We start from the raw sequence: 23,157 nt of genomic DNA on the forward strand, positions 1-23,157 counted from the left end.
ATTCGACTATTTCTGAGATGACGCCGCTCAACTACAACCACCTGTATTATTTCTTCCATGTTGCCACCGACGGCAGCATCACGCGCGCCAGCAAGCGCCTGAATCTGACCCCGCAAACCATCAGCGGACAGATTGCCGCGTTTGAGGAACAGCTCGGCGTCAAGCTGTTCCGCCGCGAAGGAAGGCGCCTGCGGCTCTCCGAACAGGGCCGACAGATTTATGCCCACGCCGATGAAATTTTCCAGCTCGGGCGGGAAATCCGCCAGATGCTGCAGAACGAGAGCGCTCATACCGAGACGTTCCGCGTCGGCATCACCGATTCGATCCCCAAGATTCTCGCCAACCGGTTGCTGCAACCCGCGCTGAAGGCCGTCGACAACCTGCGCCTGCAGTGCCACGAGGGCGACCAGGAGACCTTGCTCGCGGAACTGGCGGTAAGCCGCCTCGACTGCATCATCACCGACCAGCCCCTGCCCTCCGGCAGCCACATCAAGGCCTGGAACTACCGCATTCTGGAGTCCGGTTTCACCTTCTTTGCCGTTCCCGGGCTCGCCGAGACCTGTCGCAGCCAGTTCCCGGCGAGCCTGAGTGGCAAGCCGTTTCTGGCCCCTGGCCGCAAGGCGGGGAGCCGCTCCTTTCTCAAGGCCTGGTTTGAAAAGCACCGCATTACCCCAGAAATCGTGGCGGAGTTTGACGACAGCGCACTTCTGAAGTCCTTCGGCCAGACCGGGCTGGGCATCTTTGCCGCGCCGACCATCATTGAAGCGTATGTGATCTCCCAGTACGGCGTTGCGGTGATTGGCCGCACCCAGGAATTCGTCGATGTGTTTTATGTGATATCCCCGGAGCGCCGCCTGCAGCATCCGGCCACGCTGGAGATCGTCAATACGTCACTGGGCGGGGCCGCGGACGGCTAACGGGCCAGCTCTCGGGTAAACGGCGGCAGGGAATCCAGTATTGCCTGACCGTAGCGTCGCGTGAGTAAACGCCGATCCATCAGGGTCACCCTGCCGCTGTCGCCTTCCGTGCGCAGCAGGCGGCCGCTGGCCTGAACCAGCCGCAGCGCCGCGTCCGGCACGCTGATTTCCATAAAGGCGTTGCGGCCTTGGGCTTCCACCCATTCCGCCAGCGCCGCCTCAATGGGGCTGTCGGGTACCGCGAAAGGTATCTTCGCAATCACCACGTGGCGACAATAGGCACCCGGAAGATCCACCCCTTCGGCGAAACTGGCCAGCCCGAACAGGATGCTGCCCCGTCCGGCATCGATCGCTTCCCGATGCAGGCGCAGGATCTCCTGCTTGCTGCCATCGCCCTGCATCAGCAGCAGGTCGCCAAAGATCGCGCTGACCCCCGCATGGACGTCCTGCATCTGCCGCCGCGAGGAAAACAGCACCAGGCTGGCCTCGGCGAGGTCCAGCAATCCGGGCAGCTGCTCGATCAGCGCCGCGGTATGTGCCTCGGCGTCACCGGGATCGCAGGACATGGCGGGCACATGCAGGGTGGCCTTGGAATAATCGAAGGGGCTGGCCACCACCTTGAAGACGCCCTCGGCCGGCGCGCCGGAGTGAAGCCGGAAACGATCGAAAGAACGCAATGCGGTGATGGTTGCCGAGGTGACCACGACGCCGGCGGCACGTGACCACAGGTACTCCTGCAGAATATCCGCCGCGAGGATGGGGCTACAGCGCAGGTCAAAACCGGTCTGCCCACCGCCCTCCAGCAAGGTCACCCAGCGCGCCATGGGCGGCACTTCACCCTCGCCACTGACAGCATAGGCCTGCCACAGGGCCAGCGTGGACTCCGCGCGGCTCAGCAAACCACCCAGGCTCAGGTGCCAGGTCTCGACATCGCTCTTGTGCAGGCCGCAGTCTTCCTCTTCCAACGCCTCCGACAGGCGGGCCTCAATCTTCGCCAGAGCGGTGCTGATCTGCTGGAACTGGTTGGCCAGGCCGGCGGCCAGCGGCTGCAATTGCGCGGGCACCCGGCCATGGGCGAAGCGCAGTTGCTGCTCGTCACTGCGCCCGCTCCCGGACACACGCTCGGCAAACAAGGCGGCCACCGCCTGCTCCGCCACCTGCAGCGCGCCCTGGGCCTCCTCCATCAGCCCCGGCAGCGCAGCCAGCGGCCGCGCCAGGTCAGTCAATGGCGCCAGGGCCGAGGCCGCCTGCAGCAGCAGCTTGCGATTGTCCTGCAACCACTGGCCGGTGGTGTGCAGGCGGCAGAAACTGGAGAAGTGCCCCAGCGCCTTGTCCGGCAGATGGTGGCCCTCGTCAAACACATAAATACTGTCTTCCGGCGGCGACAGGATGGCACCGCCGCCGAGCGCCAGGTCGGCAAGCACCAGGTCATGGTTGGCCACCACCACATCGGCGTACTGGAGTGCATCCCGCGCACGAAAAAAACTGCACTGACTGATATTGGGGCAGCGACGGCCGCTGCACTGACTGTGGTCGGTGGTGGCACCGAACCAGATGGCGTCGGGTATCTGTCCCGGCCAGTTGTCCCGGTCGCCGTCCCAGTCCCCGCGGCCCAGGGCCTCCAGCATGGCGCTGTACACGGGCAGCGCCTCGGCGTTGTCCGGCGCCTGGAATTCGTCCGGGTACAGCGGCAGTACGTCCCCCGCGCCGCTGCCGCCGAGATGGTGGTCCAGCCTGGACAGGCATACATACCGACGACGCCCCTTGGCCAGGGTGTAGCTGAACTCCAGGCCACTGTGCTCGCGAATATCCGGGAGATCCTTGTTGACGAACTGCTCTTGCAGGGCGACGGTTGCGGTCGCTACGACCAGCCGCTTGCCCAGGGCCTGGGCCAGGGGGATCGCCGTCACCGCATAGGCGATGGTCTTGCCCGTTCCGGTGCCCGCCTCGATCACGCACACCGCCGGGGAATCCGGGCTTGCCCGGCCGGTTTCCGGTTTGATGCGGGCCAGGGCGTTGGCGATTTCGGCGATCATCTGCCGCTGTCCCCAGCGCGGCTTCAACCCTTTGGCGGCCGTGATGGCGGCGTAGGCCTCGCGAATCTGGTCCTTCAGCGCTTCGTTCAGCAAGAGGCCGGGGGCTCCGCCGCCGCACGCAACGCCAGTTTACTGGCCACCGCATTGGCGTAGGTCGCCAGCGCAAAACTGCGCTGCTCTTCGGGCAGGCTTTCGATCCGGGCACGAAACTGCGCGTCCGAACAGCTCCCCGCCTCGCGGGTCAGCGTTTCGGGCACGGCCGCGCCCGGCCCGTGCAGCATCTCCCAGGCCTGCAAGTTGGTGGGGTGCAGACAGTAGAGCGAGATGATCTGTCGATCGATTTCCGCAGCGACAGCGTCCGGGCCATCGAACTCGCCCGCCAGCGGCGTGCCAAACGCCACATGCACCCGGCCCTTCTGGCCGGAAATGCCGCGCGCGATCGAGGCGACATCCTCCTGTTCGGCCTTGGCGTAGGTTCCCGTCGTGCTGCGCAGGTGCATTTCACGCGCCTTCATGCCATCGCAGGGGTCCAGCTCGTAGGCAATGGAGACCGGAACGATGCCGAGGGCGTTGATCAGGTCGCTGAAGCTTTCGGTCTGCTTGTCACGGCTCATGGCGAGCATCTTGATGACGGCGGGCTCGGTGCGGTCGATGCCGTCTTTGGCCCGGCCCTCGCGCTGGGCAATCCAGACCGGTGAACGCTCTTCCTGCAGAGACAGGCGAATGTAGCTGGACAGATGCCGGGATGCGGCCAGCAGCGCCCGCCCACTGCTCACCGAGCGCTTGACGATAAAGCTCTTGTTCAGCCGCATCAGGTCGGACACCCAGGGCTTGGTCAGCAGGTTGTCACCGATGGCGATGCGCACAGTCTGGTGGCCACTGCGATGCAGGGCGTAGTTGGTGAATGCCGGGTCCATCACAATGTCGCGGTGGTTGCTCATGAACAGCCAGGGGCGCGACACATCCAGCTGCTCCAGACCCGAGACACTGAACCCGGCGGTGGTGTCGTCGATGACCTTCTCGACGTAGTGCTTGATCACCATCTGCATGCCGTGCACATCGCGCACTCCGCGCAGCTGACGGCCGAGGTACCAGCGCACGGCGGGGCGCGCGAGCCCGGGCAGGGCCCGCGCCAAACGGCCCAGGCTCAGCCTGGCAATTGCATCGAGCATTTCCCGGTCTGCGAGCAACCGACCCAGAACCTCGGGCACCTCGTCATCGCGGTACGGGCGGATATCCGCAAAGGGGTCACTCAAAGCAATATCCTCACGAAAAACAGCGCCACACGATACCCAAATTCCCCCGGCACGTCATCCGCCAGATCCCGCCACACAAGGCAGCTCCCGCGCGCTGACACGGCCCCGCGCTTCTGCTAATCTGCAGCCCGCTCCACCGGAGCCATGTGCCTATTGGGAGGAATCATGGAAGCCACATCTGCATCACTACTCACCTTCGGCCTCGCCACGCTGTTTCTCAGCTGGGTGTTGTTGCTGATCCAATCCTGGAAAGAAGATTACGCATGGGGCCTGTGCACCCTGATTCTTCCCCCGTTCGCCTACCTCTATGCGCTGTTCCGGCTGGATAAGGCCGGGCAATCGGTGTTGCTCGCGGTTGCCGGGCTGGTAATGATCGGCCTGGCCTGAGGTTGTTACCCCGGGTCCGGCCCATTAAACATTTGTAACCTTTTGGCGCCCGCAGGACGGGCGCTCGCATTTTTATAATTTGTTCATATAAAACAGTAGCTTACCTCAAAGGGTCGAACTCGAGACTGAATACCTGTTACTTTTTCGTGTACAGGGTTACGAATCTGTAACTGTTTTACACACGTATTCAGCTCGTACACTGACACCATCCTGCCACCGGTATACCACCGTCACAGGCTGGCCAATCACTTCTACCGTCCGTTGAGGAACTACTATGCAACTCGTCAAAATCGCCACCGTCTCCGCCCTGCTGGCCCTGTCATCCGCTGCCTTTGCCGCCAAGCCGACCAGCATCGTCTTCCACGGCAACCACGAATCCAACACCGGCGCCGCCTATTCCGAGTACCTCGTAAAGTGCTCCAATGGCAAAACGGCTACGCTCACGGCGTGGGAAAACCGTCGCAAGTGGTGCGCAGGCAACGAGCTGAACGACAGCTGCGAGCGCAAGCAGATCAAAGCCGCGAAGGCCGCCTGTAACGCGCTCTGATCAGTCCTCGAGATAGCGCCGACGCAGTTCCTCGCGTTCGGCGCTGCCGACCCCCAGCTCACGGGTGAGGTAGGTATCGACATCGCCGTAATCGGCAATGGCCTGCAGCGCCCGCTGCAGATAGGCCTCGTGCACCTCCAGCATCGGCATGATCGCCTCGTCCTCAACTGACTGGAAACCGTACTTGATGCGCAGGCGGTCTATCTCCTGCCGCGGATCGAAGAAGCGACGCGTCAGCAGGTAATCCGCCATCACCTGATCCACCGACACCCCCAACGCCATCAGAATGATGGCGGCAGCGAAGCCTGTGCGGTCCTTGCCTGCCGCGCAGTGCACCAGGAAGCGGGCGTCGTCCTCGGCGAGTATCTCGGCGAACATGCGCCGATACATAGGGCTCTGCGCCTCAACAAAATCCCGGTTGATATCCACCATAAAGTTGAACATCGGCTGGCGCCCCCCGCGATCGAGCTGCCCGTTGGCGAAGGCCGCATCGTTGCTGCCCGGCGTGATCGGCAGGCTGGCGACGCGTGGCGCGCGCTCCCGCGGCAGCCGGTTCGGGCTGGCACTCTGCTCCTCTTCGCGGCGAAAGTCGCACAACAGATCCAGCTGCAGATACGCCAGCAGCGCCAGATCCCGCTCCGTCAAACCCGAGAGCTGCCCCGAACGATACAGGTAACCCCAGCGCACACGCCGGCCATCTGTCGTGCGATAGCCGCCAAAATCGCGGAAGTTGGGCGTGCCCTGCATGCCGAGGCGACGCTCCATCGCAACCAGTTCATTGCCGTGCTGGTCCTGTAGCCGAAAGGTGTGACGGCGGTCGGCTGGCAAGCCAGAGATACGCAGCCGTGACGCCGCGTCCGCGTCCTCGTAGTGCAGTTGCAGATCCGGCGCCGCGGCGTCCAGGGGACTGACGGTGACCCGGGTCTGGGGGTGGGAGGCCTCCCATTCCACATGATAGTCGCCCTCTGGGGCGCGCCAAATGTGTACTGTGTCAGCCAGCAGCGGCATGCGATCTCCGAATCAGGCAGGTGCGGCAGCGGGGGTTGCGATCACCGCCTGCACCAGGGTTTTTATCAGGGTGAGTTGGCGCTCCAGCGCTTCCTCGCTGAACGGGTCCTGGCCGAGCAGGTCGCGATACATCGGCGCCATGGTCACGTAGGACATGATGAGGTTGTTGAAGGCCATCACGGCCCAGGGGCGCAGACCGGCATTGCCCAGAGCGCGCAGACCGGGCTGCAGCAGACCGTCATCGTCGTGAAACATGGGCCGGAAAAAGCGCTCGATCAGGTCGTTGGTGCCGGGGCCACCGGACAGCGCCGCGTGCTGCAGCAGGCGGGCGAGGTTGGGATTGGCGTGATGCTTGCGCACTATCGCTTCCAGCCATTGATACAGGCGCTCATCGGTGATCGGCGCCGTGTGCAGCTCCTCCATGGGCGCGGCGAACTCATCCAGTAACCGGCTCAGGACCGCCCGGTAAAGGGCTTCCTTGTTGCGAAAGTGATTGTAGAGGCTGGGGGAGCGGATGCCCACGCGCTCTGCCACCTCGCCCAGCGAAGCGCCCTTGTAGCCTTTCTTGGCGAACAGGTCCTCGGCGGCATCAAGGATGCGCTCGGCGGTACCGCCCCCGAGTTCGGCTCTGTGTACCTGGGTCGCAACCATGGCGTGTATTTCCGGCACTGACGGGTTAATCCCGCAGTATACCGCAGCTTCACCTTATGACGCAGCAGGCCCCTCGGGAACCGGGCTTGCAGTTGACAACTCATGGGCTTATGTGAATAATCTCGCCTCCTTAATTTTGCCAACCCACGAGGACATCATTGTGGCCAACTCCCCACAAGCCAGAAAGCGCGCCCGCCAGGCGGAAAAGCGTCGCGCCCACAACGCCAGCCTGCGTTCACTGGTTCGCACCAACATCAAGAAAGTCATTGCCGCTATCGCTACCGGCGACGCCGAGCAGGCCAAAGCGGCCTATGCCAGCGCCGTTCCGGTGATCGACCGCATGGCTGACAAGGGCATCATTCACAAGAACAAAGCCGCCCGGCACAAGAGCCGCCTGAACACCCAGATCAAGGCACTCGCCTCTGCCTGAGCCCGGGCACTGACTTCCACAAAAAAGCCGGCTCAGAGCCGGCTTTTTTGTGTGGCAAACTATCCGCCCTCAGCTCGCCTTACGCGGCTCTTCCGGGGCATCCTGCAGCTTGTGGAACTCCGCCAGCATACTCTGCTCGTAGCCCTGCGCTTCGTTGGTGTCCAGCGGGCGTTCGAGCAGCGCCCAGTCGATATCACCATCCGTCGCCAGATTCTCGAACTCAAGGATCCCCAGCGCCTCGAACTTCGGCCGGATCTTGTCAGTCAACAGGCCGATGCGCTTCAGGTTGGGGATCACGCGCTGGAACAGCAGGTTGCGGAAGGTGGACATGACAAAACCTTCCAGCACCTGCAACCGCGCCTCTTCCACGTCCCAGCCGAAGTGCGCAAAGACGTCTGTGGCCACCAGCCGCTCACGACTGACCACGCAGGCCTCATAGGCAAACTGCGCGCGCTCTTCACGCTCCTCATCGGAGAGGGTTTTGACAAACTCTTCCAGATAGTTGACCCCGAAGGTGACATGCCGCGCCTCGTCGCGCGTCACGAGGTACACCACGTCCTTGAGCACCGGATCCGGCGTGGTTTCGCGGGTCGTGTTGAACGCCGAAAGCGCCAGGCCCTCGATGACCAGCTGCATGCCGATGAATTTCATGTCCCAGCGCGCATCGGTGAGGATCTTGTCGATAATCGCTTTCAGGTGCGTGTTGATCGGGTACATCACGCCAATGCGCTTTTGCAGGTATTTGTTGAATACCTCCACATGGCGCGCCTCATCAAAGGTCTGTGACGCGGCGTACAGCTTGGCGTTCAGGGTAGGCGCACAGGAACACAGCTGCGAGGCCACCAGCAGCGCACCCTGCTCTCCGTGCAGGAATTGCGACAGGCTCCAGGCGTTCATGTGCAGCCAGAACTCCTTGCGGGTCGCCTCGTCCATGTCGAGATAGGGCTGGTAGGTATGCAGGTTCATCAACTCGGGCATACGCTCTTCATCGGGCCAGGGACGATCCCAGTTGATATCCATCTCCGGGTCCCAGTTCAGCTGCTTGCCCAGGTCGTACAGTTTCTTGATGCGATCGTCCTGCACCTTGTAGTCCCAGTTGTAGGACCCGGTCAGCGGCGTGTTGAAGATCTCCGCAATGTGGTCGACATCGCCGGCAGTCAGCAAATCCTCCAGATCCGGATTTTCACGCGGATAGTCAGCGTTGGCGAAGCGCTGGATCTTGCGCGGGGTGGAACTCCACTCGACTTTCATAACCGTACTCCTGACATCGACATTGCACCAGTCTGTACTATGTTCGAGCCACCTCCGGCTCACAAGGTGAAGTCTTGTCAAAATAAGGTTATTTGTGGCCAAATGAAGCCATGCCCCGAGTCAGCGCGCCAGCACAGTACATCCTGATCCTGATCGACATGGTCGAGAGCTGGGGCTTTGACCGTGAGGACATGCTGGTCGGCACCTCCCTCGCGGACTCCGGGCTCGCCGGTATCGGTGCGCGCGTCAGTGAAGACGACTTTTCCCGACTGGTCGCCAACGCCCTGGCCATCACCGGCAATACGGCGCTGGGCCTGCAGCTTGGCATGCGCCTGAACCTGAGCGCACACGCCATCCTCGGTCAGGCCTTCATGACCTGCCGCGACCTGCGTCAGGTGATGGATCTGTTCATGCGCTACTACCACCTGCTGTCCTCGCCCACGCTGCAACTCGAATTCACCGAAACCGAGGGCCGCTGCGTACTGACCACCGTCGCCGCACCCGCTGACAATCCACCCGAATTCGGCACCGAGCTGATGTATGCCGCCATGCTCAATACACTCCGCGGCCTGCTCAACCGGCAGGATCTCGTTGTGCGCGTGGAACTCCCCTACCCGCCGCCACCGCATGCAGACACCTACCGCGAGGTGTTTGGCGAGGACGTGCACTTCGACAGTGCGCTGGGGCGCATCTCGTTTGACGCCCGCCTGCTGGATGTGGCCCTGCCGCTATCCAATCCTGCACTGCGTTCGCTGTATGAGAACGAGTGCGCACGTCTACTGGCGGACCTGGAAGAACATGACTCCGTGTCGGAGCAAACCCTGCGCCTGCTGCGCAAGCTGGAGGGCCAGTATCCGCAGATGCCCCAGGTGGCCAACATGCTCAACCTGAGCCCCCGCACCTACCGCCGGCGCCTGGAACATGAGGGCACCGCGTACCAGCAGCTGCTGGACAAAGTCCGGGCAGAACATGCCACTCGTTACCTGAAAAACGGTCGCCTGCCCCTGTCCACTATTGCCTACCTGGTCGGTTTCAACGACGCCTCCAATTTCCGCCGCGCCTACCAGAAATGGACCGGTCGCACACCGCGGGAGGTACGCTCTGAGCGCTGAACAGGCACTGTCGGTCTACCTCGGGCGTCGCGCCGCCGGGGTGCTGCGCGATCAGGGCTGGCACCCGGATCACTTCAGCCTGTTACTGGGTGCCTCCGGGGGACCGAAGTGGCTGGTGCTGGGACAGCTGGACCGCGTGTTGTTCGGCGACTTCCTGCAACGCGGCGGGGAACCGATGTCGCTGCTGGGGTCCTCGATCGGCTCCTGGCGCCACGCCTGCCTGGCGCAGACGGATCCTGTGGCGGCGCTGGACCGGTTCCAGAACGCCTACCTGGAGCAGGCCTACAGCGCGCGTCCACCACCCAGCGAAATCAGCGCCGCCAGCGCACACATCCTCGCCCAGCTGCTGGGTGCCGAGGGCGCCGCCGCACTGAGCGATCACCCTCGCTGGCGCACCCACATTGTGACCGCACGCGGCAGAGGGCCTGCGGGCGCACGACAACCGGCCCTGCTCGGCGCCGCCATGGGCGCGGCGGCGCTCGGCAACACCGTCCACCGCCGACTGCTTGGTGCCGGCTTCCAGCGAGTGGTCTTCCACAGCGGCGAACGCCCGGCTCCGCAGCTCTCGATGGCTGACTTCAATACCGCCTACACGCCCCTGCGGCCGGCGACGGTGCCTCTCGCGTTGCAGGCCAGCGGCTCAATTCCCTTCGTACTGGCCGGCGAACGCAACATTGGCGGCGCACCACCGGGACACTACTGGGATGGTGGCATCATCGACTATCACTTCGACCTGAGACAGTACCGCGGCGAGGGACTGGTGCTGTACCCACACTTCCGCCCTGACCTCACCGCGGGCTGGTTCGACAAGTTCCTGCCCTGGCGCAGATCCGGCCTGGAGAATCTCGACGACCTGGTGCTGCTGTGCCCCAGCCCGCAGTTCGTCGCCACGCTGCCCGGGGGGAAAATCCCGGACCGCAGAGATTTCACCCGCTTGAGCACCGCTCAGAGGGTGGCGGTCTGGCGCGAGTGTGTGGCGCGCAGCGAGGCGCTGGCGGAAGCGTTCCAGGCATTGATCGATGGCCCCGACCCGCTGGCGGGCGCCACGCTGCTCAGCTGATCATCTCGTCGAGGTAGCGTTGCACTTCGGCGCGCAGCGGCCCCTGGAACGCCGAGGCCAGCAGGCCGAGGCGCACCGACACGTCCACCAGCCCGTCGTGAAACGACAGCTTGCCGTCGATACCGCCGCCCTTCATGCGCACGCTGTCACCCTCCCAGCGCGAGCGCACGCCGTGTTCGCGCTCCAGCTGGTCCGCGAGACGCTGCGCCGCCTGACGCAGGTCCTCTTTGGGCATGGTGTAAGGTTTGGTCAGCCGGAATCCCGCCATGGTCGAATGCCTGTATTTTTGTGCCCAAGATTACGCCGAGCCGCGGCGCATGACCAGCCAGTTGCCCGCCAGCACCAGGGCGAAGCCCAACACCCCCAGCAGTGTCCAGTGGTAGCCCTCGAATACGGTCGAGATCAGCAGCGCTACCACCGGGAACAGCAGCGAGCTGTAGGCCGCCCGTCCCGGACCAATATTGCCGATGAGCGTGACATAGGCCCAGAACGCCACCACCGAGCCGAACACCGCAAGATACAGCAGGGAACTCAGGTAACTGAACTGCCAGTCGACCGTAATAGGCGTGCCCAGCAGCAGCGCGGTGCTATACAGTGCAAGCGCACCGTAGAGCATACCCCAGGCGTTGCAGACCAGCACCGGCAAGCCATCGCGACTGTTGCGCGCCGCGAAAATATTGCCAAAGGACGCACAGCAGGTGCCGGCAAAACACAGCAGCAGCGCGCGAAAGCCAGCATCGTCGAAGGTAAAGCTCTCCAGCTGCGGCATAAACACACCCACCATCCCAACCAACCCGATGCCGGCGCCCAGCGCCACCATGCCGCTGATGGGAAGTCGCAGGAAAATGGCGCCATTGACCATGTTCAGCACGACCTGGGTAGAGAACACCACGGCCACCAGGCCACTGGCCAGATGCTCACTGGCGGGATAAATGAACAGGTAATTACCGCTGAACAGGCACAGTCCCTGAAAGAAGACCATGAGGTGGTCGCGCCGCGAGAGCGGCGTCAGCCGACGGCGCAGCACCAGATACAGAAAGATCAGCAGCGCGGCGAGCATGGAGCGATGGGCAATAGAGACCATCGGCGCCACTGTCCCCAGCTGGAATTTGATGGCGATCCAGGTAGAGCCCCAGATCACCACCGTGATGGCATATAACAGCAGGTTATTCATGGCGCGGGCCGACGAAAAGCGCGCACTTTAGCGCATCCGCCGGCTCGCGCCTACAGGACCGCTGGCAGGGGTCAGCGCTTGATAAACTCGCTGGCGTACCAGTTCAGCATGGCGATCTTCTCGTCCAGGGGCTTGTCTTCCTCCATCTCGTAGACGTTGCGGAAGCCGATCACCACATCGGTCACGCCAATGCTTTCCAGTTTCTCGATACCTTCGCGGGTAAACGCGTCCTGACCGGTAGTGAAAATACGGAAAGGGCGATCGCTGGTACCGTGCTCATCGCGCAGTTCGTGCAGGCGACGTATATAGCCCTCCAGCTGCTGCATGTCCGCACCGGCGCACATCCAGCCATCACCGACCTTGGCCGCGCGACGCAGTGCCGGCTCGGCATGGCCACCCACGAGTATGGGGGTGGGCGCGGTAGGCTTGGGGGTCATTTTGATCGCCGGCAGGTTGTGAATCTCGCCCTTGTAGCCGAAGAACTCGCCGCTCTCCAGGCCACGAATGATGTCGATCTGCTCGTCCAGACGCAGACCGCGCTTTTCCCACGGCACATCGCAGACCGCAAAGTCCTCTTCCCAGGGGCTGATACCCACCCCGAAGTCAAAGCGGTTGTTGGACAGCGCCTGGATGCTCTGCACCTGCTTGGCAACAATCGCCACCTGGCGCACCGCCACCTTGTAGACGAACGTGGCGAAGCGAATCTTCTCGGTAACGGTTGCCATGCCTGCGACGGCGATCAGGCTTTCGAGAAACGGCACGCTCTCCAGAAACTCGCGGCTGCCATCCTTGTTGTACGGATACTTGGAGCTGGCCTCCTGCGGGTAACAAATGCTGTCGGGGATGGTCAGGCCGTCGTAACCGGCCTGCTCCGCGGCTTGCGCCAGCGGGACGTAGTGATCGGCCTCGCACATACCGATCTGGTAACTGAATCTCATTATGCTGCTCCTGTCTATTATGGCGCGGCCGCCACCGCAGCCACCTAAGAACTACGGCCACTGTACTCCGGCGGATGACCCGGGTCACCGTAACCATTAAAATAGATGGGAGCGGCCTCAAATGCTAAACCTTGCCAACCGAAGCACCCGTACGCCGGCGCACCGTCGGAGCGAAACATGGATGACAGCACCCTCATGACCGACACTGCAGATACCCGGGACACGGGCACCGACTACAGCCGACGCTTTCTCTTTGACGATGCTGATATCCGTGGCGAACTGGTGCAGCTGGATCGCACACTGGCGGACCTGCTGGCCGTTCACCAGTACGCGCCGGGGGTGTGCCGGTTACTGGGTGAATTCCTGGCCGCTGCGACCCTGCTCAGCACCACCCTGAAATTCGAGGGGCGACTGGTATTGCAGGCACGCAGCGAGGGCGAGATTCCCCTGCTGATGGCCGAGTGCAGCGACCAGCTGCTGGTGCGGGGTATCGCACGAGGTGCCCAGCATGCCACCTCCGAGGCGTTTACCCAGCTGCTGGCGGGCGGGGTGCTGGCGATCACCGTGGAGCCCCTGAGGGGCAAGCCGTACCAGGGTATTGTGCCCCTGTCAGAGAACTCACTCGCCGCCAGCCTGGATGCCTATTTCGAGCAGTCGGAACAGCTGCAGACCCGCCTCTGGCTGGCCAGCGACGAGCGACAGGCCGCCGGGCTCCTGCTGCAGCAACTGCCGGCCCAGCTGCAGCGCAGCGCCGAAGAGCGGGCCCGGCAATGGCAACATGCGAGCACGCTCGCCGCCACCGTGAGCAGCGACGAGTTGCTGCAGCTGCCCGCGGAAACCCTGCTGCACCGCCTCTACCATGAAGATCCCGTGCGCCTGTTCGACCCGCGCGCGGTGCGCTTCCACTGCAGCTGTTCAGAGCAGCGCAGCCGCAGCGCGCTGGCCGCCCTGCCGCCTCACGAACTGGAGGACATTCTCGCCGAGCAGGGCCACATTGCGGTGGATTGTGAGTTCTGCAACCAGCAGTACCGTTTCGAGCGCGAGGCACTGTACGACCTGCTGGCGGATGGCCGCGGTGGGACCGTGCATTGAGGCTCGCCGACGATCGCCGAAATTTTGCATAATCCGGTTCGCATACCCGGGGGATTCTGACATAATGGCGCCCCCTGAAAGACCCCTAGAGGCAACTCCGCCCAGCGTGGCGGGCTGCACTGAGCAGCAGGAACACAGGACTCACCATGACCCTTGAAAGCAACACGCCCCGGGAATACATTGACCTGGGTACGGCACAGCTGGTTGAAGAGGCACTCAAACGCGGTGAAGGCATTCTTGCCGATACCGGCGCCCTTCTGGTTACCACGGGCAAGCGCACCGGCCGTTCTCCCGCCGACCGCTTCATCGTGCGTGAACCCAGCACCGAGGACAGCATAGACTGGGGCCCGGTCAACCGCCCCTTCGATGCCGAGCGTTTTGACACCCTCTGGGACGAAGTTGAAGCCTACCTGGATGAGCGCGACCGCTTCGTCTCCAACCTCCACGTTGGCGAGCACAGCGACCACTACCTGCCGGTGCGGGTTGTCACGGAAACTGCGTGGCAGAACCTGTTCGGACGCAACATGTTCATCCGCCCCAAGCAATACAACATCGGCCGCAAGCCGGAGTGGACCGTGATGAACGCACCCGGTTTTGTCTGTGACCCGGCGCGCCACGGCAGCAACTCCGATGGCATCGTGATCCTCAATTTTGCCCGGCGCAAAATTCTGCTGGCGGGCATGCGCTACGCCGGTGAAATGAAGAAAGCCATGTTTTCGGTGCAGAACTTCCTGCTGCCGGAAAAAGACGTCATGTCCATGCACTGCTCGGCCAACGTCGGTGAAGACGGCGACACAACCCTGTTCTTTGGTCTCTCCGGCACCGGCAAAACCACCCTGTCCGCGGATCCGGATCGCTACCTCATCGGCGACGATGAGCACGGCTGGGCCAAGGGCTCCGTGTTCAATATCGAAGGCGGCTGTTACGCCAAGACCATCGATCTGAGCCAGAAGAATGAGCCGGTGATCTGGGATGCCATCAGCTTTGGCGCCATCATCGAGAACGTGGTGCTCGACACCCAGCGCCACGCCGACTACAGCGACACCAGCCTGACCGAGAACGGCCGTTGCTGCTACCCGCTGGAGCACGTTGCCAAGCGCACCGAGGCCAACGCCGGCGGTGAACCCAGGTGCGTGATTTTCCTCACCTGCGACGTATCCGGCGTACTGCCCCCCGTGTCCATACTGTCCAAGGAAGCGGCCGCGTTCCACTTCCTGAGCGGCTACACGGCACGGGTTGGCTCTACCGAACTGGGTGCGGAAGCGGGCATTCACCCCACCTTCTCCACCTGTTTCGGTGCCCCTTTCATGCCGCGCCCGGCCAGTGACTACGCCGAATTGCTGATGAAACGCATTGAGGACTTCGGCAGCCAGGTCTACCTGATCAACACCGGCTGGACCGGCGGCTCCGGCGCCCCCGGCGGCACAGGCTCACGCTTCCCGATCCCGGTGACTCGCGCCGTCGTTGCGGCGGCACAGAGCGGCGCACTGCTGAACGCGCCCCGCGAACACCTGGACATTCTCAATCTGGATTTCCCGACGGCCATTCCCGGCGTCGACGCCAAGTACACCAACCCCCGCAACAGCTGGGGCGATACGGCAGCGTATGATGAGCAGGCGCGCACCCTCGCGACCCTGTTCCAGGAAAACATCAAGAAGTTCGACGTGTCACCGGCCATTGTTGCCGCAGGGCCAAAGCCGAACTGAGTCTGCGTGCCGGTACGCAGTGTACCGGCGACCTTTTTCCCACTACGCGGGATCACTCAGGTCCTGCAACCGCTGGCGCCGGTGTAGCACCCTTGCACCCACCTGCTCGCCCGCAAGGTAGAGGCAGGGCACCAGCAGCAAGGTCACACCCGTGGCGAACAGCACGCCGAATGCCAGTGAGGTCACCATCGGGATGAGGAACTGCGCCTGCACGCTGGTTTCCGCCATGATCGGCAGCAGACCGACGAAAGTGGTCAGCGAAGTGAGGATGATCGGACGAAAACGGTCCTCGCCCGCCTGTAGCAGGGCCTTGAGCACCGGGTGTCCCACCGCACGCAGCTGATTGATGCGGTCAATCAGCACCAGGTTGTCGTTCACCACCACGCCCGCACAGGCAATCACGCCAAGGAACGAGAACATGCTCACTTCCCAGTTCAGGATAAAGTGCCCGAATATCGCCCCCATCACCCCAAAGGGCACGGCGGTCAGCACCAGCAACGGCTGGAAATAGGAGCGGAAGGGCACCGCCATCAGGGCGTAGATAACCAACATGGCCAGCACCAGGTATTTCAGCATGGCATCCATGAAGGCGGATTCTTCCTGCAACTCGCCATCCAGCGACAGGGTCAGCCCAGGAAACTGCCGCTTCCATTCCGGTAGATGGTCACTGAGGATGGCATTGACCACGGCGCGCGGCACCACACTGCCGGGCACCACCTCCGCCGACACCTCCAGCGTGCGTTTGCGGTTGAGGCGCTCAATGGTCAGATAGCCGGGCTCGTACTGCACCTCGGCTACTGTGGCAAACGGCACCTCGCCACCAGCCGGGGTGCGCACCCGCATTTCCTGCAGGTTATCCACGGACAGGCGCTCCGACTCCGGGTAGCGCACCATCACCCGCACGTCCTCACGGGTGCGGGGAATACGCTGCACTTCAGCGCCGTAGAAGGCCTCACGTACCTGCCTCGCCAGATCGGCCAGCGTAATGCCGAGGTTCTCCGCCGCGGGTTTCAGGCCCAGCACGATTTCTTCCTGGGGATCCTGCAGTGTGTCATTGATGTTGTAGACCCCCTCGTAGGACTGCAACACCTCGCGCAATGCCAGCGACACCGCTTTGAGATCATCCAGCGAGGTCGCAGTAGCCACCAGGCGGATGGGTTTACCCGTCTCATTGATGGTGTAGTCCATGCGGAAGTCCTGCACCGGTCCCAGTTCGCCGATGGCCTCGCGCCAGCGCTCGGACAGCTCTCCGGTATCCACCTCATCGGATACGGTCTCGATGATCACCTCAATCGTGTTGGCGTTACCGCTGGAGTCAATGTGGCCAATGGCCGGGCCGAGGACGTTGTAGCGCGGATCCTCGTTATATTCACGCTTGATCTGCAGCGCAGCGGATTCGACCTGGCGCAATACCTTCAGCGTATCCTCGAAGGCGCCGCCCTCCGGCAGCTCAATCTCCGCGACGACATAGTCCGAGTTAATGGAGGGGAAGAAGGCGGAGCGCAACCAGCCACCACCATAGAGCGCCAGGCTGACCACGAGCATGACGAAAAACACCGCCATAATCAGCAGGTTGTGGCGCAGGCAGAGGGCCAGAAAAGGCCTGTAGCGCTGTCGCGCGATGCGCGTCATGCCGTCCGCAAAGCGCAATCGCTGCTGTTCGAGCCGGCGCAGCAGAGCAAACCGACTGGGTTTCACCGGCGGCATGTGGGCCAGGTGCGGCGGCAGAATCAGCAGGCACTCCACCAGCGACAGGGCCAGCGCCAGAATCACCACGGACGGAATGGCCATTGCCGCCTGAGCCATGTCGCCGGGCATGAAAAACATCGGCACAAAGAAAATCATCGTGCTGATCACCGCATACATCACAGGCTTGATAACGGCCTGGGTGCCGTTGATGGCACCGGCAATGCCCCGCTCCCCGGCCGCCTGGCGGGCGTGTACGGATTCCCCGACGATGATCGCATCGTCCACGACAATGCCCAGTATCAGCAGGAAAGCGAACAGCGAAATCATATTCAGGCTGGTGTTGGTGTACTGCAGCAGGAACAGGGTGCCGATAAAGGCCACACCAATGCCCACGCAGACCCACATCGCCAGCCGCGGGCGCAGGAACAGCACCAGCACCATGAACACCAGTACCAGCCCACCAATCCCGTTCTTCAGCAGCGTATCAACACGCCCCTTGAAGGGCACCGAAGAATCGCGCCACACCGACAGCTCAACGCCCGGGGGCAGCCCCGGACGGGTCTCCTCCACCCAGCGGTGAACGGTCTCGCTGGTTTTCAGCGTGTCGGGGTTGGAGGTGACGAAGACATGCAGGGTGTGTGAGGGCTTGTCATTGAAGCGGGTGCGTACATCAACGTCCTCAAACCCGTCGACAACCGTCGCCACATCGCGCAGCAGGACCTGCGTACCGTCGCTGCCCGTCATCACCGGAATCCGCTCGAATTCAAAGCGATCATAGGCCTGGCCGCGGGTCTGCAGCCGAATGTCGCCACCGGCGTCCTTGATCGCGCCCGCCGGCAGGTTGAGCGACGACCCCCGTATCGCCGCCACCACATCAGCGAAAGTCAGTCCGTAGCGACGCAGGGTGTACTCGGACACCTCGACCGAGACCTCATAGGGTCGCGGGGTATCCAGTTCAACAACCGACACGTGCGGCTGCGCCGCGAGGTCGTCACGCAGCCGCTCGCCGAGGCGCTTGAGATCCCGCTCCCCGAGATTGCCAGCCAGAGACACCGCGGCCATGTAGTGTCGAAAGGCGAGTTCCGTGACGATGGGGCGCTCCGCCTCGACAGGAAAGGTATTGATGGCATCCACCCGGGTCTTGATTTCCGCGGACAGGCGCTGCATATCGTAGTCGGGTTCAGCCTCAACCAGCACCGTTCCCATGCCCTCTCGCGCGGTACAGCGTATCTCCCGCACGCCGCTCAGGTCGTGTACGGCCTCCTCGACCCGCACACAGATCTGTTCCTCCACTTCGCGCGGGCCAGCGCCCGGGTAAACCAGCGAGATACTGACCCGGTTCAGTTCGATCTGCGGGAAAAACTGTTTGTCCAGCGCCGGCACACTGAGCAAACCACCGACCACCAGAAAAAGCATCAGCAGGTTGGCTGCAATGGGGTTGTGAATAAACCAGCGAACCGGACCACCCACGATCAGTTCCCCGCTCCGGCGATGCGCGCCACTTCATTGACCTCGACACGCATGCCCGCAACGATTGCCGCGGGCTCTCGCACGACCACCCGGTCACCGCGCTTGAGCCCCTGGACCCAGACCCGTCCGCCTTCGCTTTGCAGCACGGAGACCGCCCGTGGCTCGAGCTGCTGCCCCGCATCCACCAGCATCACCGTATCGTCGCTACGCAGCGCCGAGCGCGGCAAACCAACCACCGCCGGCAGGCTGCGCCCTTCTATCGTCGCGTGCACAAACAGGCCGGGCACCAGCGGCGGGCGTTCACCCGAGGGCCCTGGCGCGAATGGCTCAGTGACTTCGGCAACCGCGTAGACCACCCGCGTACTCTCATCCACGCTGGCATCAGTCCGCACGATACGGCCCTGCCACGTCCAATCCCGTCCGCCGAAGGTCGCACGCAGGCTCACCGCAGGCATCTCCGGGCTGTCGCCACCGGCGCGGTAGTGCAGAGGCAGGTCAATGAGCGCGACTTGCCGGTCGGTCAGGGGCAGGCGCACCTCCATGGAACGGGTGGAATAAACCCGTGCGATGCGGGCCCCCGGTGTGACGTACTGCCCCGCGTCGACAAACTTTTCACTGATGCGTCCGTCGAAGGGCGCTGTAATGCGTGTGCGCTCAAGATCAAGCAGCGCCGCCGCCAGCTCCGCCTCCGCGGCGCGCAGTGACGCCTGCGCTGAGGCCAGCTGCGGCTCGCGCAGGAACAGCGCGTTAGCCTGGGAATTGCCCAGATCCCGCCACTCGCGTTGCGCCTGCAATGCACGACCCTCTTCTTCGGCGACGCGCTGCCGCGCAGCGGCCACCTGGGACTCCATGCGGGCAATCATGAGTTCGTAGTCAACATCCTCAATGGCCACCAGCAGGCTGCCCTCACGAAAAAAGCTGCCCGCGGCAAAGTCCTTCGCCACGGTTTCCACCTGACCGGCCACCCTGCTGACCAGGTCGATTTCCCGCTGTGGCTGGACCGTCCCCTGTGTAGTCACCGACAGCGCCGCCGGTGCTGGATCCACGGTGGCAACATCGACCATCGGCACGGCCCGGGGCGGCAGCTCCTGTGGCTCCGGCGCCGGCTTCCCGGTAAGCAGTAGCCAGGACAGCGCGAGGCCGCCGGCGAGCACACTGCCCGGAGCGAGCATTGACCGAGCTTTTTTCCAATCCATGAATCACCTGATGACTGACTGGGCGGCCTCCGGGCCACCGAAAAGAAGACGTTCTCTGGACAACACAATGGTACGCCTGTTCCGCACTTTACGCAGAAGAGCAGCCCGCGGATCCGGAAAATGGGAATTTGCCACTTCTAGTAGGATCATTCTAATTTTGTTCGGTACCTTCCGTTTTGTCCGGTGCGGGAAGCTAGCGCACCCCAAACGTGAGGAGTAGAGACATGGCTGACGAAACCACCAACACCACGACCAACACAGCAGCAGGCACTCAGGCTGCAGCACCCAAGCGCGCGACTGCCAAGCGCAAGGCTGCCCCCAGGAAGGCTGCCACGGCCGGCAAAACCACCACCAAGCGCCGTGCGACCAGCAAGAGTACTGTCGCCAAGGCAGAAGCCAAGGTCCGCACCTATAAGCGTCGCGCCACCAAAGCCACCAAGGAAACGGAAAAGACCGCTGCACGCCTCGGCGAGCGCGCCCGCACCGTGAGCCGCAATGCCTTCCTCGCCAGCCTCGGCTTCTACGGCAAGGCGTTCGATGAAGTGCAGGAGCGCCTCGACAAGCTGCAGGCTCGCCTGGATGCGCGTGGCAAAGCCGCTGAAGTCGCCTACGCCGAGCTGGTCAAGCGCGGCACGAAGGTCGAAAAAGACGCCAAAGACATGCTGGGTGATATCGAACTGCCCAAGCTGGAGCTTGATGCCCTGAAGGATCGCAAGAAGCTGGAAGCGCGTATTGAGAAGGCCCGCAGCCGGTTTGCCGAACTGCGCGGCTCAGTGGGCTTCCGCACTGCGGCCTGAAGAGTGTTCCCTACTCCCTGCCTGGCAGGGAGCTTTTCGGGCCACGCTGTGGCCCTTTTTTTTGCCCGAAGATCAGTCCGGGAGGCTACCATGCCGCAGCGCGAACCCCCCGGCGTCACCCGTTACCAGTTGTAGGTTGCCGAAAACATGTAGGTTCTCGGATCCTGCCAGGCACCGTTCAGGAACATGCTGAAATCGATACCCTGGATCTGCTTGTCCTCGTCCGTCAGGTTGCGCACGAAGAACGAGAAGTCCATGGTGCCGTCACCCACCGGCACGTCAGCCAGTTGCAGCCTGGCGTTCAGGTTCTGGGTGTCCGGCACTTCATCAATGCCCTGCACATAGCTGCCACCCGCATTCGGCGCGGTCAGGCTCTTGTTGACCGCGTACAGATACACCTTGTCGGTGTAGGTGTAATCCAGCAGGAAGCGCAGCTCACCAAAACCAAACTGTGCCAGGGTCCCCTCCAACTGCAGGGCTGCGGTATTTTCAGGCGCGTAAGGTGCCAGACGGTTCGATGCGGTATCGATAATCGGGCGACCCGGCGCAAAGGAGTTGTCCAGATACTTGTCGAATCCTGCGTCCAGGTACCCGTAGTTACCGGAAATCCGCCAGTTGTCCGTGATCTGATAGGCCATTTCCAGTTCGAAACCCTGATACGTGGCCTCCCCCGCGTTGGTGAGCAGCGACTGGGTCGTGCCTGGCAGCAGCTGGGTGATGTGCAGGTCGTCAATCGCGTTATGGAACAAGGCGACGTTCAAACGCAGCGCACCGTCCAGCCAGAGCGACTTCATGCCCACTTCCGTGGACAGCGAGGTCTGGGGTTCGAAAGGTGTACTCACCGCCGGGTCGGCCACTTCAGAGCTGAACCCGCCGCTCTTGAAGCCATTGGCCACGCGCAGATAGAAATTCAGGTCAGGCGTGAGCTCATAGGACAGCGCCGCCATGGGCGATGTGTCATCAAAGGTCTCACTGTAGCTGATGAACGGCAGCAATCCCGGGCCCACATCGGTGATAAAGGAGCCGCCAAAGCCGTCCGTGGTGTAACGGTGCGAGAAACCGGAGCGTTTTTCTTCCGTATAGCGGACACCCAGCGTTGCGGTCCAGCGCTCGGCAAAGCGCCAGTCCATTTGCCCGAACAGGGCCCAAGCCTCGGTATCAGCCCCGTAGTTCACCTGCTGCGGTACGTTGCCGAACAGGGTGAACAGCTGGCTGCCCAGCGTTTCCCCCTCATCCTCGAAGTAGTAGGCGCCCAACACCCAGTGGAAGTCGTCACGATCGGCAATCCACTGGAATTCGTGGGAAATCTGCTCGTAGTCGGTCAGGCGGTTGAAGTTCGCAGACATGCCCCAGGACAGCGCACCGGGAATGACCACAATTGAATCCAGCGGCATGCCGTCGATATCCTGGCTGTCGTTGTAGTCCATGGTCCGCAGCGCGCCGATGTACTTCAGCTGATCCCTGGACGTCAGGTCGTATTCCAGCGTGAGCGCGTGTGCACGCGTGCGGCTGCGCTCAAACAAACCCGGTTGCCCCGGTACGGTGTTGGTGGAGACGGTGTCCGGGCGGCCGGACACGACATAGGGCGCTGCCGCGCTTTCAATGGCGCTACCCAGGAAGGGACCGAACACACTGGGGAAGGTGCCGGCCCAGCCCTCCAGCGACACCAGCGACGAGGGTGCCGGCGTCTGGTCGGTGTAGGAGTAATCAAAGTCGTAGATGGCCACCAGCTGCTCGCTGGGCTCCAGCATGATCGACGCGCGGAAGGCCTCGTTATCCACAGAGCCGAGATCGGGCCCGGTGAGGTTGTCTGCCCAGCCGTCGGCGCGCTCCTTGCGCATCCCCACGCTGGCAGAGGCGATTCCCATCTGCGGCAGATCCACCTGCAGGCGACCGACGCGCCGGTCGTAGTTACCCACCTCGGCCAGGGCAGAGCCACTGAATTCGCCGGTGGGGCGCCGCGTCACGAAGTTGATCGCACCGCCCTCGGTGTTGCGGCCGAACAGTGTGCCCTGGGGGCCGCGCAGTACCTCAACGCGCTCGATGTCTACCACATCGAACACAGAGCCCTGGGATTTGCCGAGGTAGATGCCGTTCAGGTAAAGCCCGACGGGGGCATCAATCCAGATCGCCGGTTGCCCGGTTACACTGCCGCGAATAGATACCACCGAGACCAGGCGCGCTCCGGGATTCTGGCGGAACATCACGTTGGGCGCGACCGCGTTCAGGTCAGCCAGACTCTCCATACCGCGCATCTCGAGCTCCGCTGAGGACAACGCAGAAATCGCCAGGGGTACCGACTGCAGGTTTTCCTCGCGCTTCTGGGCGGTGACAATCACTTCCTCGAGGGCCGCGCGTTCTGCCGCGTAGAGCCCTGCCGAGGCGGTCGTGCCGAGGGCCAGACACAGCGCGCTGACCAGATACTTTTGCTGTTTCATGC

The 23,157-nt window shown here is 62.9% G+C and carries 20 protein-coding genes; 9 read left to right on the plus strand and 11 right to left on the minus strand.

What is annotated here, in order from left to right; genetic code table 11:
• Positions 1 to 17: 17 nt before the first annotated feature.
• Positions 18 to 917 (plus strand): transcriptional activator NhaR, encoded by a 900-nt coding sequence (gene nhaR / locus R3E49_RS00485; RefSeq protein ID WP_371293258.1) that lies wholly within the window; start codon positions 18 to 20, stop codon positions 915 to 917.
• Here the strand turns inward: nhaR and dinG are convergent.
• Entirely contained in the window at positions 914 to 3,046 is a 2,133-nt protein-coding gene (gene dinG / locus R3E49_RS00490; protein ID WP_371293259.1) for an ATP-dependent DNA helicase DinG, read from the minus strand. The genes nhaR and dinG overlap by 4 nt on opposite strands.
• Entirely contained in the window at positions 3,040 to 4,209 is a 1,170-nt protein-coding gene (locus R3E49_RS00495) for a 1-acyl-sn-glycerol-3-phosphate acyltransferase (RefSeq protein WP_371293260.1), read from the minus strand. Before R3E49_RS00495 ends, dinG begins: the two co-directional genes overlap by 7 nt.
• Positions 4,210 to 4,374: 165 nt before the next feature.
• Between R3E49_RS00495 and R3E49_RS00500 the strand changes: the two genes are divergently transcribed.
• The gene (locus tag R3E49_RS00500; protein ID WP_290742219.1) at positions 4,375 to 4,596 is read left to right on the plus strand and encodes a hypothetical protein; all 222 of its coding nucleotides are present in this window, start codon (positions 4,375 to 4,377) and stop codon (positions 4,594 to 4,596) included.
• A 274-nt stretch (positions 4,597 to 4,870) separates the two neighbouring features.
• Positions 4,871 to 5,143 carry a hypothetical protein gene (locus tag R3E49_RS00505; RefSeq protein WP_371293261.1) on the plus strand — a complete coding sequence of 91 codons (273 nt, stop codon included), beginning with the start codon at positions 4,871 to 4,873 and terminating at the stop codon, positions 5,141 to 5,143.
• Here the strand turns inward: R3E49_RS00505 and R3E49_RS00510 are convergent, their stop codons facing one another.
• Together R3E49_RS00510 and R3E49_RS00515 are read right to left on the minus strand one after the other, a co-directional pair.
• Positions 5,144 to 6,151 (minus strand): tyrosine-protein phosphatase, encoded by a 1,008-nt coding sequence (locus R3E49_RS00510; protein WP_371293262.1) that lies wholly within the window; start codon positions 6,149 to 6,151, stop codon positions 5,144 to 5,146.
• Between the two features lie 12 nt (positions 6,152 to 6,163).
• Complete coding sequence (locus R3E49_RS00515) at positions 6,164 to 6,802, minus strand: TetR/AcrR family transcriptional regulator (RefSeq protein ID WP_371293263.1); 639 nt, start codon at positions 6,800 to 6,802, stop codon at positions 6,164 to 6,166.
• A 160-nt stretch (positions 6,803 to 6,962) separates the two neighbouring features.
• Between R3E49_RS00515 and rpsT the strand changes: the two genes are divergently transcribed.
• A complete protein-coding gene (gene rpsT / locus R3E49_RS00520) occupies positions 6,963 to 7,232 on the plus strand; it encodes a 30S ribosomal protein S20 (protein ID WP_290742230.1) in 270 nt (89 codons plus the stop codon).
• Positions 7,233 to 7,301: 69 nt separating this feature from the next.
• Here rpsT and R3E49_RS00525 read toward each other — a convergent pair whose 3' ends face one another.
• Positions 7,302 to 8,483 (minus strand): ferritin-like domain-containing protein, encoded by a 1,182-nt coding sequence (locus tag R3E49_RS00525; RefSeq protein WP_371293264.1) that lies wholly within the window; start codon positions 8,481 to 8,483, stop codon positions 7,302 to 7,304.
• Positions 8,484 to 8,593: 110 nt separating this feature from the next.
• On the opposite strand from R3E49_RS00525, the gene R3E49_RS00530 reads away from it, so the two are divergent.
• On the plus strand, positions 8,594 to 9,595 hold the full coding sequence (locus tag R3E49_RS00530) for an AraC family transcriptional regulator (RefSeq protein WP_371293265.1): 1,002 nt from the start codon (positions 8,594 to 8,596) through the stop codon (positions 9,593 to 9,595).
• 40 nt (positions 9,596 to 9,635) lie between these two features.
• Positions 9,636 to 10,655, plus strand: a complete 1,020-nt coding sequence (locus R3E49_RS00535; RefSeq protein ID WP_371293266.1) for a patatin-like phospholipase family protein — start codon at positions 9,636 to 9,638, stop codon at positions 10,653 to 10,655.
• Here R3E49_RS00535 and R3E49_RS00540 read toward each other — a convergent pair.
• The 3 genes from R3E49_RS00540 to R3E49_RS00550 all read right to left on the minus strand — a co-directional run bounded on the left by R3E49_RS00540 (position 10,648) and on the right by R3E49_RS00550 (position 12,767).
• A complete protein-coding gene (locus R3E49_RS00540) occupies positions 10,648 to 10,923 on the minus strand; it encodes a polyhydroxyalkanoic acid system family protein (protein WP_290742245.1) in 276 nt (91 codons plus the stop codon). The genes R3E49_RS00535 and R3E49_RS00540 overlap by 8 nt on opposite strands.
• Before the next feature lie 30 nt (positions 10,924 to 10,953).
• Positions 10,954 to 11,829 (minus strand): DMT family transporter, encoded by an 876-nt coding sequence (locus tag R3E49_RS00545; RefSeq protein ID WP_371293267.1) that lies wholly within the window; start codon positions 11,827 to 11,829, stop codon positions 10,954 to 10,956.
• A gap of 71 nt (positions 11,830 to 11,900) precedes the next feature.
• Positions 11,901 to 12,767 (minus strand): TIGR03619 family F420-dependent LLM class oxidoreductase, encoded by an 867-nt coding sequence (locus tag R3E49_RS00550; protein ID WP_371293268.1) that lies wholly within the window; start codon positions 12,765 to 12,767, stop codon positions 11,901 to 11,903.
• A 177-nt stretch (positions 12,768 to 12,944) separates the two neighbouring features.
• Here R3E49_RS00550 and hslO point away from each other — a divergent pair, with 177 nt between their 5' ends.
• Together hslO and R3E49_RS00560 are read left to right on the plus strand one after the other, a co-directional pair.
• Entirely contained in the window at positions 12,945 to 13,859 is a 915-nt protein-coding gene (gene hslO, locus R3E49_RS00555; protein WP_371293269.1) for an Hsp33 family molecular chaperone HslO, read from the plus strand.
• Positions 13,860 to 14,005: 146 nt separating this feature from the next.
• Positions 14,006 to 15,565 carry a phosphoenolpyruvate carboxykinase gene (locus R3E49_RS00560; RefSeq protein ID WP_371293270.1) on the plus strand — a complete coding sequence of 520 codons (1,560 nt, stop codon included), beginning with the start codon at positions 14,006 to 14,008 and terminating at the stop codon, positions 15,563 to 15,565.
• Positions 15,566 to 15,607: 42 nt separating this feature from the next.
• Here the strand turns inward: R3E49_RS00560 and R3E49_RS00565 are convergent, their stop codons facing one another.
• Both R3E49_RS00565 and R3E49_RS00570 read right to left on the minus strand, forming a co-directional pair.
• The gene (locus tag R3E49_RS00565; protein ID WP_371293271.1) at positions 15,608 to 18,724 is read right to left on the minus strand and encodes an efflux RND transporter permease subunit; all 3,117 of its coding nucleotides are present in this window, start codon (positions 18,722 to 18,724) and stop codon (positions 15,608 to 15,610) included.
• Positions 18,725 to 18,726: 2 nt separating this feature from the next.
• Positions 18,727 to 19,920 carry an efflux RND transporter periplasmic adaptor subunit gene (locus tag R3E49_RS00570; RefSeq protein ID WP_371293272.1) on the minus strand — a complete coding sequence of 398 codons (1,194 nt, stop codon included), beginning with the start codon at positions 19,918 to 19,920 and terminating at the stop codon, positions 18,727 to 18,729.
• A 224-nt stretch (positions 19,921 to 20,144) separates the two neighbouring features.
• On the opposite strand from R3E49_RS00570, the gene R3E49_RS00575 reads away from it, so the two are divergent.
• Positions 20,145 to 20,717, plus strand: a complete 573-nt coding sequence (locus R3E49_RS00575; protein ID WP_371293273.1) for a hypothetical protein — start codon at positions 20,145 to 20,147, stop codon at positions 20,715 to 20,717.
• A 122-nt stretch (positions 20,718 to 20,839) separates the two neighbouring features.
• Here the strand turns inward: R3E49_RS00575 and R3E49_RS00580 are convergent, their stop codons facing one another.
• Complete coding sequence (locus R3E49_RS00580; RefSeq protein WP_371293274.1) at positions 20,840 to 23,155, minus strand: TonB-dependent receptor; 2,316 nt, start codon at positions 23,153 to 23,155, stop codon at positions 20,840 to 20,842.
• Positions 23,156 to 23,157 lie beyond the last annotated feature (2 nt).

The sequence above is a fragment of the Haliea sp. genome (assembly GCF_041395985.1).
In the GTDB taxonomy this organism is placed as follows: domain Bacteria; phylum Pseudomonadota; class Gammaproteobacteria; order Pseudomonadales; family Halieaceae; genus Haliea.

Excerpts from the sequence above, each read along its gene's own strand:
- nhaR (WP_371293258.1), top strand. The coding sequence starts at position 18 with ATGACGCCGCTCAACTACAACCACCTGTATTATTTCTTCCATGTTGCC.
- R3E49_RS00500 (WP_290742219.1), top strand. The coding sequence starts at position 4,375 with ATGGAAGCCACATCTGCATCACTACTCACCTTCGGCCTCGCCACGCTG.
- R3E49_RS00505 (WP_371293261.1), top strand. The coding sequence starts at position 4,871 with ATGCAACTCGTCAAAATCGCCACCGTCTCCGCCCTGCTGGCCCTGTCA.
- R3E49_RS00510 (WP_371293262.1), bottom strand. The coding sequence starts at position 6,151 with ATGCCGCTGCTGGCTGACACAGTACACATTTGGCGCGCCCCAGAGGGC.
- R3E49_RS00515 (WP_371293263.1), bottom strand. The coding sequence starts at position 6,802 with ATGGTTGCGACCCAGGTACACAGAGCCGAACTCGGGGGCGGTACCGCC.
- R3E49_RS00525 (WP_371293264.1), bottom strand. The coding sequence starts at position 8,483 with ATGAAAGTCGAGTGGAGTTCCACCCCGCGCAAGATCCAGCGCTTCGCC.
- R3E49_RS00530 (WP_371293265.1), top strand. The coding sequence starts at position 8,594 with ATGCCCCGAGTCAGCGCGCCAGCACAGTACATCCTGATCCTGATCGAC.
- R3E49_RS00540 (WP_290742245.1), bottom strand. The coding sequence starts at position 10,923 with ATGGCGGGATTCCGGCTGACCAAACCTTACACCATGCCCAAAGAGGAC.
- R3E49_RS00545 (WP_371293267.1), bottom strand. The coding sequence starts at position 11,829 with ATGAATAACCTGCTGTTATATGCCATCACGGTGGTGATCTGGGGCTCT.
- R3E49_RS00550 (WP_371293268.1), bottom strand. The coding sequence starts at position 12,767 with ATGAGATTCAGTTACCAGATCGGTATGTGCGAGGCCGATCACTACGTC.
- hslO (WP_371293269.1), top strand. The coding sequence starts at position 12,945 with ATGGATGACAGCACCCTCATGACCGACACTGCAGATACCCGGGACACG.
- R3E49_RS00560 (WP_371293270.1), top strand. The coding sequence starts at position 14,006 with ATGACCCTTGAAAGCAACACGCCCCGGGAATACATTGACCTGGGTACG.
- R3E49_RS00570 (WP_371293272.1), bottom strand. The coding sequence starts at position 19,920 with ATGGATTGGAAAAAAGCTCGGTCAATGCTCGCTCCGGGCAGTGTGCTC.
- R3E49_RS00575 (WP_371293273.1), top strand. The coding sequence starts at position 20,145 with ATGGCTGACGAAACCACCAACACCACGACCAACACAGCAGCAGGCACT.
- R3E49_RS00580 (WP_371293274.1), bottom strand. The coding sequence starts at position 23,155 with ATGAAACAGCAAAAGTATCTGGTCAGCGCGCTGTGTCTGGCCCTCGGC.